This window comes from Bradyrhizobium sp. HKCCYLRH3061 (genome assembly GCF_051168015.1).
GTDB lineage: Bacteria > Pseudomonadota > Alphaproteobacteria > Rhizobiales > Xanthobacteraceae > Bradyrhizobium.
In genome coordinates this window covers 770,591-785,887 of sequence record NZ_JBNPUE010000001.1, presented here as the reverse complement: position 1 = coordinate 785,887, position 15,297 = coordinate 770,591, and the positions used below count along the sequence as shown (strand labels likewise).

Genomic DNA, 15,297 nt, shown 5'->3' with positions numbered 1-15,297 from the left:
AAATCACGCTAACAAACGAAGGCGGCGCCGAATTGCGCCGAGAACCGGGCGGGTCGGCCGACGTCCGAACGCTACAATGCAATCGTGAATGATTGGAGTAACCCGCCCAAGTGTCAACCTCAAGTGTCAACCGCAAGTCGCGATCGCGCTATTCGCCCGCGAACTTGGCCTTGGTGTCCACAAGGGTGAGCTTGGTCAACGGGATGCCGGCCTTGGTGAGACCGTCGCGATAATGCGCGATGTCAGCGGGATTGCGCCAGCGGATGTTGCTCAGGAGGCGCTCGATCGTCATCCACGGATGCTGGCTCAAAAGCGCTGCGACGGCTTCGCCGGCTTCGACCGAGCGTCCGAGCTGCGCCAGCGCGGCGGCGCGGATCGCGAGGCACTGCAGATGGTTCGGGTTCTGATAGTGCGACTCCCGCGCCCAGGACAGCGAGGCGTCGTAGTGGCCGAGCATGTAGTGGCTGAATGCGCTCAGCACCGACCATTGATAGCGCGGATCGCTGTTGCCGCGCTGGGCAGCGACCGAGAACAGCTCGATCGCCTGACGGTGCTCGCCGCCGACGAGATGGCAGACGCCAAGCACGCCGCGCGCGCCCATGTCATAGGGATTGAGCTGCAGCGACTTGCGCGCCGCCTCCATGCCGGCCTCGACCCGGCCCTGCATGGCATGGACATAGGCCAGCAGCGAATAGGAGAAGGACGAGCGGGAATCGAGCCGGACGCCGGCCTCGGCCAGCGCCATTGCCTCGTCCCACAGCTCCCGTGAATTCCTGATCCAGCCGAAGTGGATGCCCTGCAGCAGGATGGTGCCGAGATAGGTGTGGGCGATCGCGAGACCCGGGTCGATCCTGATCGCCTCGCGGAACAGCGCGATCGAGCTCTCGTAGTCGGCCTTGGTCGGTTGGTAGTAGTGCGACAGCCCGCGCAGGAAGCGGTCCCACGCGGTGAGGTCGGTGGTCTTGGACCGCACCGGCACTGCCGCCTCGGCGCGATAGATCTCGGGGATCAGCGCGGTGCACAGGTTGGCGGTGATGTCGTCCTGCACGGCAAACAGGTCGCCGATGTCGCGGTCGTAGCGGCCGGCCCACAGCTGCTCGCCGTTCTCCGGGGCGACCAGCTCGGCGGTGACCCTGATCTTGTCGCCGGAGCGCCGCACCGAGCCCTGGATCAGATAGGTCGCATCGATCTCGCGCGCGATCAGGCGGGCGCTCATGCCGGCATGCTTGAAGGCGAAGGTGGAGTTGCGGCTGAGCACCCGGAAGAACGACTGCAGCGACAGCGCATGGATGAGGTCTTCCGCCAGGCCGTCCGAGAAGTACTCGTCGGTCTCGCCGCTAAGATTGGCGAATGGCAGCACACCGACGATGGCGGTCCGGTATTGCGCCGGCAGGGCCGTGGCGGACCGCTGCTCGCGTCCCTTCTCCGGCGAGGACGGATCCCAGGTCCAGACGTTGATCGTGTCTTCGATGTTCTTGAAGCGGAACGGCCCGCGGTCGACGAAGGTGACCGTGAGATGCTTGCTGGCTTCCTGGTAGGCCTTGTGGGAGACGGCAATTCCGCCGGGCGGTGCTGCGGCTTCAAGTCGCACCGCAGTATTCACGCCGTCGCCGAATACCTCGTCCTCATCGAAGATGACGTCGCCCATGTTGAGGCCGAGGCGAAACTGCATCACCCGGTCGGCCGGCAAATGAGCATTGCGCTCGGCCATCAGCTTCTGCACTTCGACCGAGGCCGCGATGGCGCCGACGACGCTCGGAAATTCCAGGAGAAACCCGTCCCCCGTGTATTTCACGATGCGGCCGCCGTGATTGAGGATGATCGGGTGGATGGCGCCGCGATGCGCCTTGAACGCGGCATGGGTTCCCGCCTCGTCGGCGCCCATCATCCGCGAGTAACCGACCACATCGGCACAGACAATCGCGGCCAGCCGTCTCTCCATTCCGTCTTTGCTCCCACACACGGCGATACCACGGCAACAGCGGTCGAATCCAATCAATTTGCGGAAGCAATGTGTAGGCCATGTGGCGGGCCGGTGCCATGCGGGCCGATTGGCTCAAGTCAGCCCGGCCCTGATCAGTCCGTCGCGGTAGTGGTCGATGTCGTCCCGGCGCTTCCATCGGATGTTCTTGATGTGGCGGTCGAGCGTGAGCCAGGGATATTGCGCGCGCAGCACGGCGACGGCGTCGCCCGCCTGGTCGGTCGCACCAAGCTGCGCCAGGGTCGCCGCGCGGATCGTCAGCGCCTGCAGATGGTCCGGGTAGAGCAACAGCTCCTCGCGGGCCCAGGACAACGCGGCCTCATAGCGGCCGAGCAGGTAGTGGCTGTAGGCGTTCAGCGCCGGCCATTGGTAGCGCGGATCGCTGTTGCCGCGCTGGGCGGCGATCGAGAACTGATCGATCGCCTGCTGGTGCTCGCCGTTGACCATATGGCAAAGCCCGAGCACGCCGCGCGCGCCCATGTCGTAGGCATTGAGCTCGGTCGCCTTGCGCGCCGCCTTCATGCCGTCCTCATGGTCGCCCTGCATGGCCTGCACGAAGGCAAGGATCGCATAGGCGAACGAGGAGCGCGCGTCGAGCCGCACGCTGTCCAGCGCCAGATTTTTCGCCTCGTCCCAGAGCTCGCGCGAGCCCTTGATCCAGCCGAAATTGATCCCCTGCATCAGAATGGTCGCAAGATAAGCGTGGGCGAGCCCGAGAGTGGGATCGAGCGCAATGGCCTGGCGAAACAGCGAGATGGAGATCTCGTAGTCGGCCTTGGTCGGTCGGTAGTAGTGCGACAGACCGCGCAGGAAGCGGTCCCAGGCGGTCGGGTCGGTCGCCGGTGCACGGACCGGAATCGAGGCTTCGACGCGATAGATCTCCGGCATCAGCGCCGCGCACAGGCTGGTGGTGATCTCGTCCTGCATCGCGAAGAGATCTCCGACGTCGCCGTCGTAGCGACCGGTCCACAATTGAGCGCCGGTCTCGGGCGCGATCAGCTCCGCCGTCACGCGGAGCCTGTGACGAGCGCGCCGCACCGTTCCCTGAATCAGGTAGGTCGCATCGATCTCGCGTGCGATCAGGCGGGGATTGAGGCCGCGGTCCCTGAAGCGAAACGTCGAGGTGCGGCTCAGGACGCGAAAGAACGATTGCAGCGACAGCGCATGGATCAGGTCGTCCGCGAGCCCGTCGGCGAGATACGCTTCGCCGCCGTCGGACAGGTTGACGAATGGCAGCACGCCGACGATCGCGGAGCGATATTGCGGCGGCAGGCCGGTGACGCCGGTCCCGGTCCGGATCGCCGCCTCGCTGCCGGGCTCCCATGTCCACGCCTGCACCGGCTCCTGAAGGTTCTTGAACTGAAAGCTTCCGGCGCTGGTCAGCTTGATGGGCAGTTGCGGGCCGGCCTCCTCATAAGCCTTGGCCGAGACGGCAACACCGCCCGGGACGGCGATCGTTTCCAGATTGACGGCGACATTGATGCCGTCGCCGAAGGCCTCGCCGTCATCGACCGTGAACTCACCCTGATGGATTCCCAGCCGGAAGCGCATGTTGCGGTCGGACGGCAGATCGGCGTTGCGCTCCGCCATCAGGGACTGCATCTCGATCCCGAACTGGATGGCGCTGGCGGCGGTGGCGAATTCCAGCAGAAAGCCGTCGCCGGTGTGTTTGACGATGCGGCCGGCGTGGTTGAGGATGATCGGATGGATGGCGCCGCGATGAGCCTTGAAGGCGGCATGCGTGCCGTCCTCGTCGATCCCCATCATGCGTGAATAGCCGGCGACGTCGGCGCAAAGGATGGCAGCGAGGCGTCTTTCCATCACATCGTGCTCCCGCCTCGCGCATACCACGGCCGAGGCGGCCGAATCCAACGCTTTTCCCGCCGCCATCGGGGCACCGGCCCGCTCCGGCCTCCGCGGGACGAGACGGCAATGCCGGGGGCAGTTATGGTTAGACCAGTATTGTTAGGAAATGTTCAATCATGCTCGGCATTCACGATCTGCCTTTGTTTCTCGTCTCGGGGCTGCTGCTCAACATCACGCCGGGTCCCGACACCGCCTACATCGTCGGCCGCAGCGCGCAGATGGGCTGGCGCGGCGGGGCCGCTGCCGCCTTCGGCATCAGCACGGGCTGCCTGGTCCATGTGTTCGGAAGCGCGATCGGGTTGTCGGCGCTGCTCACGGCCTCTGCCACGGCCTTCGCGACCGTGAAATGGGCCGGTGCGGCCTATCTGGTCTATCTCGGCATCACGCAGCTCCTGGCGCGGCGGCCGCACGCCGCCAGGGCGAGTGATGCGACGTCGATGCCGGTGGTGACGCTGCGCTAGGCGTTCTGGCAGGGCGCGCTCACCAACATCCTCAATCCGAAGGTCGCGATGTTCTTCCTCGCCTTCCTGCCGCAATTCGTTGCAGCCGAGGCGCCGCACAAGGCGATCGCCTTCCTGCTGCTCGGCACGATCTTCATCGTCAACAGCACGATCTGGTGCCTCGGCGTCGCCATCGCCGCGGCCCGTGCTGCGCGCCGCGTGCGCGGCTCGTCCGCCGCGCTGCTCTGGCTCAACCGCGCGATCGGCGGGCTGCTGGTCTATCTCGGGGTCCGGATCGCGATGCTCGAGGCGCGTTGACTCACCAGAGCAGCTCGATGACCGCCGTGCCGGCGAGATACAGGCCGAGCAGGATCATGGCGATCAGGAACACACGGCGGAACGCCTCGGCCGGCAGTCGGGATCGGGCCGCCTGGCCGGCATACATGCCGAGAAAGGCGCCGGCCATGGCGACCGCGCCGGGCAGGGCGGTCGCGGTGCTGAGCAGGCCGGAGTTCGTCAAGTTGAAGGCCAGCGTGACCGTGGCGACCGTGAAGAACACGCCGAGGGCCTGGACCAACTCATCCTTCTCGAGCCCGATCGCCTGCATGTACGGTACCGAGGGTACGACCTGCACGCCGGTGGCGGCCGAGATCAGCCCGGTGACGAGCCCGACGATGCCGCCGACCCATTTCTCGTGCGGCGGAGCGACCTTGAAGGCGAGCTTGGTGAGGCCGAGCAGGGCATAGAGCATCAGCAAGACGCCGAGCGCGACGTTGCCCCAGCGGGTCGAGGCATGGCTGAGCGCGCCGGCGTTGAGGCAGATGCCGATCGCGGTCCCCAGCATCAGCGGCCACAGGCGCCTGGCGATATCGCGCAGGTAAGGTCCGGCGAAGGTCTGCCAGATGTTGGTGATCACGGCCGGCACGATGACGATGGCGAGCGCGCGGCCCGGCGGCATGGCGACCGCGAGCAGTCCGACGGAGATGGTCGGCAGGCCGAGGCCGAGCGCGCCCTTGACGAAGCCGGCCAAGGTGAGCGCGAAGGCGATGAAGATGAGGATGGGGTCGATCATGGTTGTCACATTGACCAGACTGCGCCGGCGGCACAATGTGGAGGTTACGGAGCAAGCCTTCGTCCAGGACTGAGGCAGGATGACCATGCGTTTCGATCTGGTCGATCTCAGGCTGTTCATTGCCGTGGCCGAGGCCCGCAGCATCACCGGGGGCGCCGACCGGGCGCATCTGGCGCTGGCCTCGGCGAGCGCGCGGATCAAGGGTCTGGAGGACGCGTTCGGCGTCGAGCTGTTCAAGCGCGGCCGGCGTGGCGTGGATCTCACCGCGGCGGGCGAGAGCCTGCTCGATCACGCCCGCATCATCATGGCCAATGTCGAGGCCATGCAGGGCGAGCTCTCGGGCTTCGCATCCGGCCGTCGCGCCAACGTGCAGCTGCTCGCCAATACGGTCGGCCTCGCCGAGCATCTGCCGAAGGCGCTGGCGGCCTTTCTGCGCGAGCATCCCGACATCAACGTCGATGTCGAGGAGCGCGAGAGCACCGAGATCGCCGAGGCGATCGCGTCCGGCCGGGCGGATCTCGGCTTTGCGGCGGAGCACGCGCTGCCCGAGACGATCGAGCGCTTCGCCTTCGGCGAGGACCGGCTGATCCTGGTGGCCGGACGGCGCAGCCCGTTCGCGGCCCGCCGACAGATCGACTTCAGCGAGACCGCGGGGGAGGATTTCATCGGCCTCACGCAGGGGACGGCGCTCAACGTCCATATCGGCCGGCACGCCGCGCGGCTCGGCATCCGGCAGCACGTGCGGGCCAGGCTGCGCGATTTCGACGCGATCTGCCAGATGGTGGCGGCCGGGATCGGCATTGCCGTGGTGCCCGAAGCCGCGGCGCGACGTTGCGCGCGGTCGATGCCGATCAGCCTCGTCGCGCTGCGCGACGCCTGGGCCGATCGGCGGCTGGTGATCTGCGCCCGCAGCTTCAAGGCGCTGCCGCGTCCCGCGAAACTGCTCGTCGAGCATTTGCGCCGGGCCGCCGCGTGAAGCGCCCGACGACAGGCCGGATGTCCGTTCTGCACGAGGCGGGGCCAGGCCGGTGGAGGCGGGATCAGTCCGCGGCCAGCCGTTTCAGCGCCGCTTCGTGGACGCGCTTGTCGCCGGCGGCGACGATCCGGCCGCCGTTCTGCGCCGGGCCGCCTTCCCAGTTGGTGACGATGCCGCCGGCGCCGTTGATGATCGGGATCAGCGCCGCGATGTCGTAGGGCTTGAGCTCGGTCTCGATGACGAGATCGAGATGGCCCGCGGCCAGCATGCAATAGGAGTAGCAGTCGCCGCCATAGCGCGACAGCCGCGTATCGGCCTCGACCCGGCCGAAGGTGGCGCGATCGGCATCGTTCATCAGCAGCGGGCTCGTCGTATAGCACACCGCATCCCCGAGACGCTCGCAGCGCCGCACCGAGAGCCGGCGCTCGCCGCCGCCGTTCTTGTAGTTGGCGGAGCCGTTGTCGCCGGCGAAGCGCTCGCCGATGAAGGGCTGGTGCATCATGCCGAACACCGGCGCGCCCTTGTGCAGCAGCGCGATCAGCGTGCCCCAGGTCGGAAAACCGGCAATGAAGGACTTGGTGCCGTCGATCGGATCGAGCACCCAGACGTAGTCGGCGTCCTCGCGCTCGTTGCCGAATTCCTCGCCGACGATGCCGTGCTGAGGAAAGTTCGCCTTGATCAGGCGGCGCATCACCGCCTCGGCGGCGCGGTCGGCCTCGGTCACCGGGTCGAAATCCTGCCGGCTGCTCTTGTTGTCGACCAGCAGCGAGGTCCGGAAGAACGGCAGGATGGTTTCGCCAGACGCGGTCGCCAGACGACCGATGAAGGCGGAGAAATCGATGACCGTCACAGCGCGTCCTTGGGTGAGGGAATCGGGTGGCAATGAGCCGCTATGCCTAGCTCAAAGCGGTTCGGGGTGCATCCGGATATGGAACACCGGCGTGGCATCATGGATACCGTTTGGTGTCCGGCCGCGCTGACGGGGCGCGATTTGAGCCGTTGGAGCCCCTGATGTGAAAGTGAAAGCGAAACCGGCGTCCCTCTCCGATCGTTTGGAATCTCCAATCAAGCCATTGACTTTTATGATGAAAAGCAAAGCTGTTTCGCGCTGAACGCAACCCGGCCTATGTTTTTTTGCATGGAGAAAGGCGGAAAAACCCTTGCGCTTTGTGCAGCGCGATTGCATATTGTTGCGGTGCGGTAGCGCTTCGCGTTATCGCTGCCCTCCTTGGGCGTTTCCTCCCTAGACTTGGGCCGCTTGTCATTCAAGCGGCCCTTTTTTTTGCGCCGGCGCCACCGGCCGGAATCCCTCGGACCGAGGGCGCTGCCCTCTATTCGGCCGCCGCCTGGAAAGGCCCGAGGTCGCCGAGCGGCACCGTCGCCAGCACCTCCGCGAGCACGGCGAGATCGGAAGCGACCTGGGCGAAGCGAGGTCCGCGCTCCCTGCGGCGCTCATCCATGTAGATCGCGCGGTTGAGCTCGATCTGGATCGCATGCAAGCCCGTGGCCGGATTGCCGTAATGCTCGGTGATGAAGCCGCCGGCATAGGGCTTGTTGCGGCCGACCGAATAACCGAGCCGGCCGAGCACGTCCTCGACCAGATCCGGCAGCAGCGACGCGCAGCTCGTGCCGTAGCGGTCGCCGATCACCATGTCGGGCCGGCGCGGCTCGTCGCGCGAGACGCCGACCGACGGCATCGAATGACAGTCGACCAGCACCACGGTGCCGAACTGCTGGTGCACGCGGTTGATCAGCCGGCGCAGCGCGCGGTGATACGGCTTGTACAGCGTCTCGATCCGGTGCAGCGCCTCGTCGACGCTCAGCCGGTCGCGATAGATCTCCTGGCCGTCGCCGACCACGCGCGGGATCGTGCCGAGGCCGCCGGCCACCCGCATCGAGCGGGTGTTGGCAAAGCTCGGCAGCCGCCCGGTGAACATTCGCGGATCGAGCTCATAGGGCTCGCGATTGACGTCGACATAGCAGCGCGGGAAATGCACGCGAACGACCGGAAAGCCGCGCGACAGGAGATCGGCGATCAATTCGTCCATGAACGAATCTTCGGAGCGCCGCAGCGCCGGCAGATCGATTCGCGAGGCCCTCAGGAAATCGTCGGGGTAGGCCGATCCGGAGTGAGGGGAATTGAAGATGATGGGCGCGCGCCATTCGGTCGGCTCCATGATCTCGAACGGCGGCAATTCGCCATCAAAGTCCGTCATCTCTGGGCGCCGTCCCCTTGGTCACGTGCGTCGATGTCACGTCCGTTGATGCGCCGGTATCCTCCGGCCGATTCGCTCTGGACAACGCAGGTACTGCTCTCGCCAACGCGCATCTTCGATAATCCCAGCCGGTCTGCCAAGCGAAAAGCAATGAAAAAGTTCATCCCGCGTTTGGAACAACTCTGAGCTGGCATGCTGCTTCGATCGAAGACCGCGGCTTCAGCCCTCAAAATGCCTTGCCGATGTCGGATCAAAAGGCGCAATCTTTCACCCGAAATTTACCGCCCGTCAGGCTTAGTGGCGGCAACGCTCCGCCTCTCACCCGGACCAGACAACCCCTCGCCATGCACAAAATCCTGCTCGCCGAAGACGACAACGACATGCGCCGCTTCCTGGTCAAGGCATTGGAAAATGCCGGGTTCCAGGTCTCGCCCCACGACAACGGCATGTCGGCCTACCAGCGGTTGCGCGAGGAGCCGTTCGAGATGCTCTTGACCGACATTGTGATGCCGGAGATGGACGGCATCGAGCTGGCGCGCCGCGCCTCCGAGCTCGACCCGGACATCAAGATCATGTTCATCACCGGCTTCGCCGCGGTCGCCTTGAACTCCGATTCGGAGGCGCCCAAGAATGCCAAGGTGCTGTCCAAGCCGGTGCACCTGCGCGAGCTCGTCAGCGAGGTCAACAAGATGCTGGCGGCCTGAGCCGCCGGGGCCGGCGTCGCGAAGTTCAGGATTATTCCCATTTTCGCCTGTTTGCGTCCTTGCCTGCCTGCGTGGGAGCCGATATAGGGACCCCCACCCGACGAGACCTTTTGGGTTTAGGGCACGTAGCTCAGCGGGAGAGCACTACCTTGACATGGTAGGGGTCACAGGTTCGATCCCTGTCGTGCCCACCATCGGCCGGTCCGGCCGGTGACCCAGCTTGGTCTGGTTTTCCGATCGTTGAATATCCTCCCTTGTGAACGCGAGGCGCGCGTGACGATCGCGGGGCGACGCAACCGCGGGCTCCGCCGCCGCCGCGTCGTCGTGACGGCGGCAAGCCGGCTTGAACCGGCCATCCATGACGAGTCTCTTCGGTCAAGTTCTCCGTCATTGCGAGGAGCGTAGCGACGAAGCAATCCAGAGTCGCGCGCGCGACTCTGGATTGCTTCGCTTCGCTCGCAATGACGGCGGTTAGATTGTGATAAGGGCGCTGCGACATGGCTTCGCTGCCTCGCGGCGCATTCTCGCGTCCGAGTTTTGCTGATCGATGTCCCTCTCTTGGAAGAGGGCACGGGGAATGCCGGGCGCTGGCCGCACCCATGGCCCGCCTGCAGAAAAAAAGCAGGCGGCAGTCACCACAGGTTCAGCCGAGATCACCCGGCATTCCCCGCACGATGGTTTTGACGGCTGCTTCGCGATCTCCCCGGTGCGCCGGGCTTTCTGGCCACCGTTGCCCGCGCCGCGCGTGAGCGCCAACGCAAGCGTGACACCAGCGTCGGGGTGTCAGGACCACGCGACTTGACCGTGCGCATCGCCGCCGTTCGTCGGCGTGGAGAACCACGCTGCGACATCGACACGCCCACCGCATCCCGCCTCGACGTTCGTGACGACCGCGAAGCGCCCCTCTTGTGAGACGGGATGGAGAGAGAAGATCATGATTTCTGGAAAAAAGAAACAAAAATCTTCAGGCCGGGAGGGCTGGATAGAGAGATGTGTTTGAACCCGCAGGCGAATGAATTTTTCTGACGGAGGCGTTTTCTTGGAGCGTGGGCTCCGGGTGATGGGCGGATGTGCTGGGCGTACGCGAGTCTCGCAGCAGTGATTTGCCCGTCGGGTCGCGTGCGCTCCTCGCTTTTGCCGATGCGTCGTTTGAAGTTCGTGCCCGGAGAATAGATAGAACCTGGTCCGCCAGCCGAAGCTCGTCACGTGTGCGAAGGTTTCTCAGATCGACGGCGCCTTCATCACCAAGACAGCGAAGAGTCCAGCGGCACGGTGACGAACATGCCGGCTTGGATCTGCCCTTCTGCTATCTCGCCAGCCAGAACAAACAACCGAAGATGCAGGCAGTCGGGGGCCCAGATCACACCCGGCGGCGCCCTTGTAGAAGCTGGGATCGCCGTCGGCAGTCTCGTCGTCGATGGGGTGGGCCGGCCAGAATGATCGGGATCGAATTGGGCGATCGCGTCGGCCGCGATGTCTAAGATCGCGACCAGGGCAGTCGCTTCGTCCAAGGGAGTCTGGATCAGCGGCCGATGTCGTCCCAGGGTGATCATCGTATGGGCTCCCGGGTGCTGTTCGTCGGTCGCGTCAAGCGGCAGGCCGCATCATCGGCAACGAGCCTATCCAAAAGCCTGCCGCCGGTACACCATCGGTCCTATCGGATGACGGTTCGAGACGATGCGCAAGGTCAGCAGGGAATGAACATGGACGAGACCCTTTCGATACGGCGCTACATCGCCGCGCCTCGGTCGGCGGTCTATCGAGCGCTGCTCGATCCACGCGCAATTGCAAAATGGAAAGTGCCGGACGGAATGACCTGCGAGGTGCATGCGTTCGACGCCCGTGAAGGCGGCTCGTTGCGGATTTCGCTCACCTATGACGTGCCGACCGGGGCGGGCAAGACGACCGCGCAAACGGACACATATCGCGGTCGCTTTGTGAAGCTCGTCCCGAATGAGCAGGTTGTCGAAGTGGACGAGTTCGAGGCCACGGATCCCGCGCTGCGCGGCGAGATGACGATCACCATCACGCTCGCCGACGCGGATGGCGGGACCGAACTTCACGCCACCCACGCTGGACTGCCACGCGCGGTATCGCCGACCGACAACGAGACTGGCTGGCGGATGGCACTCGCGAAACTCGCGGCGCTGGTCGAGGCGCGATAAGCCCGGTTTTCCGCTCATGCCCGAGGCAGACATGCGCATGCCGATCATAAGGACATGCCGTCGACGGCAACCGCTGTTCGCCGAAGCAGAGGAAGAAAAAGCCGCTCAGAAAAAGCCGGGGCTCAGATCTGTTCCGTAGGTCAGCGCCATCGCCCCCACCAGCAATATGGCGGCACCAAGCAGCAAGACGTGTTTGAGCAACGCGTGTTTGCTACCCTCGGATGTTTCAGAAAATGCCTTATAAAATACCTTGGTCAGAGCCGTCATTTGCGACCTCAATCTCCTCCCGCCCTGAGGTAGGTAAAGGCAGCAGGCAGAAGGTTCATCGCGGGACAGGCGCTGACCGACAGCAGGCGCGAGAATCCGGCTCTCCGAACGCCGCGCGATCCTTCAGGGGGCGGCAGCGGCAAGCCCGAGCAGGACGACGAATCCGCCGATCGGCGGCAGGTGCCGGACATCGCGATGGCGCAGAACGGTCACCGCTGCCGCGGCGATGATCGCCGATCCAAGCGCCAGGCCGACGATGCGAGCCTGGGGAAGCGCAATCAGAATGGCGGCGACGATCTCCAGCCCGCCGGTCAGTCTGCCCCACCAGGCGGGGTAGCCCCAACGGGCGAAATCGCGCCGCGTGTCGGCCGTGCCGACCGCGTTGAAGACGCCGGCGCCGAAGAAGGCGGCGACCAGCAGCCAGATCGAAACAGCGTGCGCCATCTCAAGACACTCCGGTGACCAGGGGCAGGGCCGCCAGGACCATGATCGCGGCTGTGACGCCGTGCATGCCGAAGGCGCTCGTCTTCGAGCCGTTCGCGGCAAGGATGACCAGCATGTCGCCAACTGGAATGACGGCTTCGACCAGCAGGACGAGGCCAACCGCGCCGGAACTACCCCACATCATCAATGCAAGGACCGCCAGGCCCGAGACGATGTCCCTCACGCCCTTGAGCCGCAGCCACCACGCGACGTTGGCGCCGGTCTCGGGCAGTGGCAGCCCGAAACTGCGCATCGCAGTGAACGGGCGAGCAACGTATTGCACCCCAATCGCGATGATCGCGACCGCCAGCAGCAAGGCAAGCCCAAGCGAAAACCAGTGCATGCGACCCTCCGTTCTAACGGCCGTCGATAACCTAGCAACGCTAGGACAATAATCTAGCGTTGCTAGATCGTCAAGCGGTGGTATGGTGAGTGCTGTCCGGCGGAGGGCGAGAATCTGGGCATCGCAGAGCGAAAGGGCAGGGCGCGCGCCGAGCGCGAGCAGCACATCGTCGCGGCCGCGCGCGCGATCGCGGAGCGCGAGGGATGGGGCGCGGTGACGATCCGGCGCCTGGCCGACGAGATCGAATACAGCCAGCCCGTGCTCTATTCGCATTTCGAGAACAGGGACGCGATCGTGTCCGCGGTTGCCCTCGAGGGCTTCAAGGAGATCACGGCCGCCCTCGAAGACGCGGCGAGGCAAGCGAGCGCTCGCGGCTCTGCGCTCAAGAATGTCGCTGCGGCCTATCTCGGCTTCGCGCTCGGCCGTCCTGCGCTCTACGATGCCATGTTCGTCCTGCCGACCGATCTGCGGTTCGCGGTGGCGGAGACGAGGCCGGAGCTGCGGGCTGCTTTCGATGCGCTGGCCGCGGTCATCGCGCCCTTCTGCAAGGATGCCGCGGTCGTCACCGAGACGTTCTGGGCGGCCCTTCATGGCCTCGCCGCGCTCGAACGGTCAGGACGTATCAGGCCTGCCGCGCGCGACGAACGTATCGCACGTGTCGTGCGGGCGATCGCGGGGGCTGGAAGCCGCGCACCAGCTCGCGGCTGACGCAGTCAATGTGCGTGAGATACGGTCACGCGCTGAGACCAGATGAACATCGCAGGACGCGTGAGAAAGACGTCGGCTCACGAGGTGTCGACCGGAGCACGCGCAGGCCGACAAATGTGCTTCAACTTCAGCTCAGCTGAGGCGGACTAACGGGCGCGCCGCGCTCGCTTCAGCTCGGCGACCTGAAACTTGCCGCCGGCCAAGAGGCTGCTGCAATGCAGCCAGACCTTGTTGCGATCCCAGCCGAGGAACGCCTTGGTCTCCGCGCAATCCGCGTAGTGCTTGTATCTCAGCGTGTCGCTGCAGGTCGTATCGAAATGCGAGAATTCCTGGCTCGACAGGCTGCATCCGACCCATGGCGCACCACCGGTCTTGAAGCTCGTCTCGCAGCCGCCGTTGCAGCTGCTGGCGGCTCGCTCCAGCGTGGCGAACCGTGCCTCCACCGAACCCGGCGCAACCGCCGGCGATGGCGTCGTCTGGGATGCGGCCTGAGCGGCTGGCCGTGCTCGGCGGGAGGTCCCGGCGCTGGCTGCGTGCTGCGGCCGATAGGGCCGCGCGACCTGCTTGGGCGCATCGACCGTGACCTCGGGAAGCGCGGAGCCCTTCGTGGGCTGCGAGACCGCCGGGCCGCATAGCAAGATCGTCGCGAACACAGCAACAAATGACGGCGCGACGACACGAGACGACAATCGCATGACAGCGTCCTTTCCGGGGCGACCAAGCCGCCCGATCCATCCATCTAACTGCAATTAGTTACCTATCACGAGATCGGGAACCTTGCTACTGATTGTGAGAAGATTCGCACTTATGGTTCTGCCGGCGTCGGTGCCGATCGAGCGGGAGCGAGTTGCGTGAGCGTCGGCTGATCATCAGAGCGACAAAATTTGGATTAAAAGAATCGCGCTGGAAATGTGTTTTTGAAAACATTCAACAAGAAATAGAGGCCTTGTCGGCCTGTGCGGTCGTTGGCCGGCGCCGTCCGACCACATGGACATTGGATGGGAAGTTCCTATGGAGCGGCTGCGGCGCAAGCTGCTAGAACCGGCGCATTCACGAGGACAGAACGATGACAAGCAAACGCGTGGTGTTCACCGGCGGAACGGGCAAGGCGGGCCGGCATGTGCTGCCACATCTGCAGGGCAAGGGCTACGAGCTCCTCAACGTCGATCTCAAGCCGTTCGATCACCCCGGGATCAACACCCTGATCGCGGATCTGACGGACAGCGGCCAGGCCTTCAACGCGCTGACCACGCATTACGGCTTCGGCGGCTTCAACGCCGGCCGGCCGCCACGGGCGCCGGATGCGGTGGTGCATTTCGCCGCGATCCCGCGCGTGCTGATCGAGCCCGACAATGAGACCTTTCGCGTCAACACTGTCAGCACCTACAACGTCATCGAGGCTGCGGCGAAGCTCGGCGTACGCAAGATCATCATCGCCTCCAGCGAGACAACCTATGGAGTCTGCTTCGCCGAGGGCGACAAGGATTTCAGGAGCTTTCCGCTCGAGGAGGACTACGACACCGACCCGATGGACTCCTACGGCCTGTCCAAGGTCGTGAACGAAAAGACCGCGCGAGCCTTCGCCATGCGCTACGGCATCGACATCTACGCACTCCGCATCGGCAATGTCATCGAGCCGCATGAATACGACATGTTCCCGCGTTTCCTCGCCGACCCGCCGTCGCGCAAGCGCAACGCCTGGTCCTATATCGACGCGCGCGACCTCGGCGAGATCGTGCATCTGGCGATCCAGAAGGATGGTCTCGGCTTCCAGGTCTTCAACGCCGTGAATGACACGGTGACGGCCAATATGCCGACGCGCGAATTGCTGCAGCGCTATTGCCCGAAGACTCCGATCACCCGCGACCTCGGCGAGCGCGAGGCGCCGCTGTCGAACAGGAAAGCGCGCGAAGTGCTCGGGTTCAAGGAAGAACATGATTGGCGGAAATATGTGAAGGCGGGATAGCTCATCGAGTAGGGCGGATTAGCGCAGCGTAATCCGCCTTCTTCCGCTTCGGCTGCTGCAATATGGACGGCCATTCGTGCGCGGGCGGCGGATTACGCTGCGCCAATCCG

The 15,297-nt window shown here is 64.8% G+C and carries 15 protein-coding genes, 1 tRNA gene and 1 pseudogene; 7 read left to right on the top strand and 10 right to left on the bottom strand.

What is annotated here, in order from left to right:
- Window positions 1-148 precede the first annotated feature (148 nt).
- Both ACQR2C_RS03780 and ACQR2C_RS03775 read right to left on the bottom strand, forming a co-directional pair.
- Window positions 149-1,942 carry an adenylate/guanylate cyclase domain-containing protein gene (locus tag ACQR2C_RS03780; protein WP_434880459.1) on the bottom strand — a complete coding sequence of 598 codons (1,794 nt, stop codon included), beginning with the start codon at window positions 1,940-1,942 and terminating at the stop codon, window positions 149-151.
- A 114-nt stretch (window positions 1,943-2,056) separates the two neighbouring features.
- On the bottom strand, window positions 2,057-3,802 hold the full coding sequence (locus tag ACQR2C_RS03775; RefSeq protein WP_434880458.1) for an adenylate/guanylate cyclase domain-containing protein: 1,746 nt from the start codon (window positions 3,800-3,802) through the stop codon (window positions 2,057-2,059).
- A 161-nt stretch (window positions 3,803-3,963) separates the two neighbouring features.
- Between ACQR2C_RS03775 and ACQR2C_RS03770 the strand changes: the two are divergent.
- A pseudogene (locus tag ACQR2C_RS03770) lies at window positions 3,964-4,605 on the top strand (LysE family translocator).
- A 1-nt stretch (window position 4,606) separates the two neighbouring features.
- On the opposite strand, the gene ACQR2C_RS03765 reads toward ACQR2C_RS03770, so the two are convergent.
- Window positions 4,607-5,359: a sulfite exporter TauE/SafE family protein gene (locus ACQR2C_RS03765; RefSeq protein WP_434880457.1), complete on the bottom strand. Its 753-nt coding sequence runs from the start codon at window positions 5,357-5,359 to the stop codon at window positions 4,607-4,609.
- An 85-nt stretch (window positions 5,360-5,444) separates the two neighbouring features.
- Between ACQR2C_RS03765 and ACQR2C_RS03760 the strand changes: the two genes are divergently transcribed.
- Window positions 5,445-6,335, top strand: coding sequence for a LysR substrate-binding domain-containing protein (locus tag ACQR2C_RS03760; protein ID WP_315737053.1), 891 nt, complete (start codon window positions 5,445-5,447; stop codon window positions 6,333-6,335).
- Between the two features lie 64 nt (window positions 6,336-6,399).
- Here the strand turns inward: ACQR2C_RS03760 and hisN are convergent, their stop codons facing one another.
- Both hisN and ACQR2C_RS03750 read right to left on the bottom strand, forming a co-directional pair.
- Window positions 6,400-7,185, bottom strand: coding sequence for a histidinol-phosphatase (hisN, locus tag ACQR2C_RS03755; RefSeq protein ID WP_434880456.1), 786 nt, complete (start codon window positions 7,183-7,185; stop codon window positions 6,400-6,402).
- Window positions 7,186-7,666: 481 nt separating this feature from the next.
- On the bottom strand, window positions 7,667-8,551 hold the full coding sequence (locus ACQR2C_RS03750; RefSeq protein WP_315801832.1) for an N-formylglutamate amidohydrolase: 885 nt from the start codon (window positions 8,549-8,551) through the stop codon (window positions 7,667-7,669).
- A gap of 344 nt (window positions 8,552-8,895) precedes the next feature.
- On the opposite strand from ACQR2C_RS03750, the gene cpdR reads away from it, so the two are divergent.
- Both cpdR and ACQR2C_RS03740 read left to right on the top strand, forming a co-directional pair.
- Window positions 8,896-9,255 (top strand): cell cycle two-component system response regulator CpdR, encoded by a 360-nt coding sequence (gene cpdR / locus ACQR2C_RS03745; RefSeq protein ID WP_006610087.1) that lies wholly within the window; start codon window positions 8,896-8,898, stop codon window positions 9,253-9,255.
- A 119-nt stretch (window positions 9,256-9,374) separates the two neighbouring features.
- Window positions 9,375-9,449, top strand: a tRNA-Val gene (locus ACQR2C_RS03740).
- A gap of 1,047 nt (window positions 9,450-10,496) precedes the next feature.
- Here the strand turns inward: ACQR2C_RS03740 and ACQR2C_RS03735 are convergent.
- The gene (locus tag ACQR2C_RS03735; RefSeq protein WP_315801842.1) at window positions 10,497-10,808 is read right to left on the bottom strand and encodes a hypothetical protein; all 312 of its coding nucleotides are present in this window, start codon (window positions 10,806-10,808) and stop codon (window positions 10,497-10,499) included.
- Between ACQR2C_RS03735 and ACQR2C_RS03730 the strand changes: the two genes are divergently transcribed.
- The gene (locus ACQR2C_RS03730) at window positions 10,788-11,420 is read left to right on the top strand and encodes an SRPBCC family protein (RefSeq protein ID WP_434880455.1); all 633 of its coding nucleotides are present in this window, start codon (window positions 10,788-10,790) and stop codon (window positions 11,418-11,420) included. The two genes, ACQR2C_RS03735 and ACQR2C_RS03730, sit on opposite strands and share 21 nt — an antisense overlap.
- Before the next feature lie 105 nt (window positions 11,421-11,525).
- On the opposite strand, the gene ACQR2C_RS03725 is transcribed toward ACQR2C_RS03730, so the two are convergent.
- From ACQR2C_RS03725 to ACQR2C_RS03715, 3 genes are all read right to left on the bottom strand, one after another.
- Window positions 11,526-11,687 (bottom strand): hypothetical protein, encoded by a 162-nt coding sequence (locus ACQR2C_RS03725; RefSeq protein ID WP_434880454.1) that lies wholly within the window; start codon window positions 11,685-11,687, stop codon window positions 11,526-11,528.
- A gap of 123 nt (window positions 11,688-11,810) precedes the next feature.
- Window positions 11,811-12,131 (bottom strand): DoxX family protein, encoded by a 321-nt coding sequence (locus ACQR2C_RS03720; RefSeq protein ID WP_315801845.1) that lies wholly within the window; start codon window positions 12,129-12,131, stop codon window positions 11,811-11,813.
- Window position 12,132: 1 nt separating this feature from the next.
- On the bottom strand, window positions 12,133-12,513 hold the full coding sequence (locus ACQR2C_RS03715; RefSeq protein WP_315801846.1) for a DUF4267 domain-containing protein: 381 nt from the start codon (window positions 12,511-12,513) through the stop codon (window positions 12,133-12,135).
- A 114-nt stretch (window positions 12,514-12,627) separates the two neighbouring features.
- Between ACQR2C_RS03715 and ACQR2C_RS03710 the strand changes: the two genes are divergently transcribed.
- On the top strand, window positions 12,628-13,221 hold the full coding sequence (locus tag ACQR2C_RS03710) for a TetR-like C-terminal domain-containing protein (RefSeq protein WP_315802160.1): 594 nt from the start codon (window positions 12,628-12,630) through the stop codon (window positions 13,219-13,221).
- A 146-nt stretch (window positions 13,222-13,367) separates the two neighbouring features.
- Here ACQR2C_RS03710 and ACQR2C_RS03705 read toward each other — a convergent pair whose 3' ends face one another.
- A complete protein-coding gene (locus ACQR2C_RS03705) occupies window positions 13,368-13,916 on the bottom strand; it encodes a hypothetical protein (RefSeq protein ID WP_434880453.1) in 549 nt (182 codons plus the stop codon).
- Between the two features lie 371 nt (window positions 13,917-14,287).
- Here ACQR2C_RS03705 and ACQR2C_RS03700 point away from each other — a divergent pair, with 371 nt between their 5' ends.
- On the top strand, window positions 14,288-15,187 hold the full coding sequence (locus tag ACQR2C_RS03700; protein WP_315801848.1) for an NAD-dependent epimerase/dehydratase family protein: 900 nt from the start codon (window positions 14,288-14,290) through the stop codon (window positions 15,185-15,187).
- Window positions 15,188-15,297 lie beyond the last annotated feature (110 nt).

Coding starts and splice junctions, on each gene's coding strand:
- ACQR2C_RS03775 (WP_434880458.1), bottom strand. CDS start 3,802: ATGGAAAGACGCCTCGCTGCCATCCTTTGCGCCGACGTCGCCGGCTAT.
- ACQR2C_RS03725 (WP_434880454.1), bottom strand. CDS start 11,687: ATGACGGCTCTGACCAAGGTATTTTATAAGGCATTTTCTGAAACATCC.
- ACQR2C_RS03720 (WP_315801845.1), bottom strand. CDS start 12,131: ATGGCGCACGCTGTTTCGATCTGGCTGCTGGTCGCCGCCTTCTTCGGC.
- ACQR2C_RS03715 (WP_315801846.1), bottom strand. CDS start 12,513: ATGCACTGGTTTTCGCTTGGGCTTGCCTTGCTGCTGGCGGTCGCGATC.
- ACQR2C_RS03765 (WP_434880457.1), bottom strand. CDS start 5,359: ATGATCGACCCCATCCTCATCTTCATCGCCTTCGCGCTCACCTTGGCC.
- ACQR2C_RS03780 (WP_434880459.1), bottom strand. CDS start 1,942: ATGGAGAGACGGCTGGCCGCGATTGTCTGTGCCGATGTGGTCGGTTAC.
- ACQR2C_RS03730 (WP_434880455.1), top strand. CDS start 10,788: ATGTCGTCCCAGGGTGATCATCGTATGGGCTCCCGGGTGCTGTTCGTC.
- ACQR2C_RS03750 (WP_315801832.1), bottom strand. CDS start 8,551: ATGACGGACTTTGATGGCGAATTGCCGCCGTTCGAGATCATGGAGCCG.
- cpdR (WP_006610087.1), top strand. CDS start 8,896: ATGCACAAAATCCTGCTCGCCGAAGACGACAACGACATGCGCCGCTTC.
- ACQR2C_RS03760 (WP_315737053.1), top strand. CDS start 5,445: ATGCGTTTCGATCTGGTCGATCTCAGGCTGTTCATTGCCGTGGCCGAG.
- ACQR2C_RS03735 (WP_315801842.1), bottom strand. CDS start 10,808: ATGATCACCCTGGGACGACATCGGCCGCTGATCCAGACTCCCTTGGAC.
- ACQR2C_RS03700 (WP_315801848.1), top strand. CDS start 14,288: ATGACAAGCAAACGCGTGGTGTTCACCGGCGGAACGGGCAAGGCGGGC.
- ACQR2C_RS03705 (WP_434880453.1), bottom strand. CDS start 13,916: ATGCGATTGTCGTCTCGTGTCGTCGCGCCGTCATTTGTTGCTGTGTTC.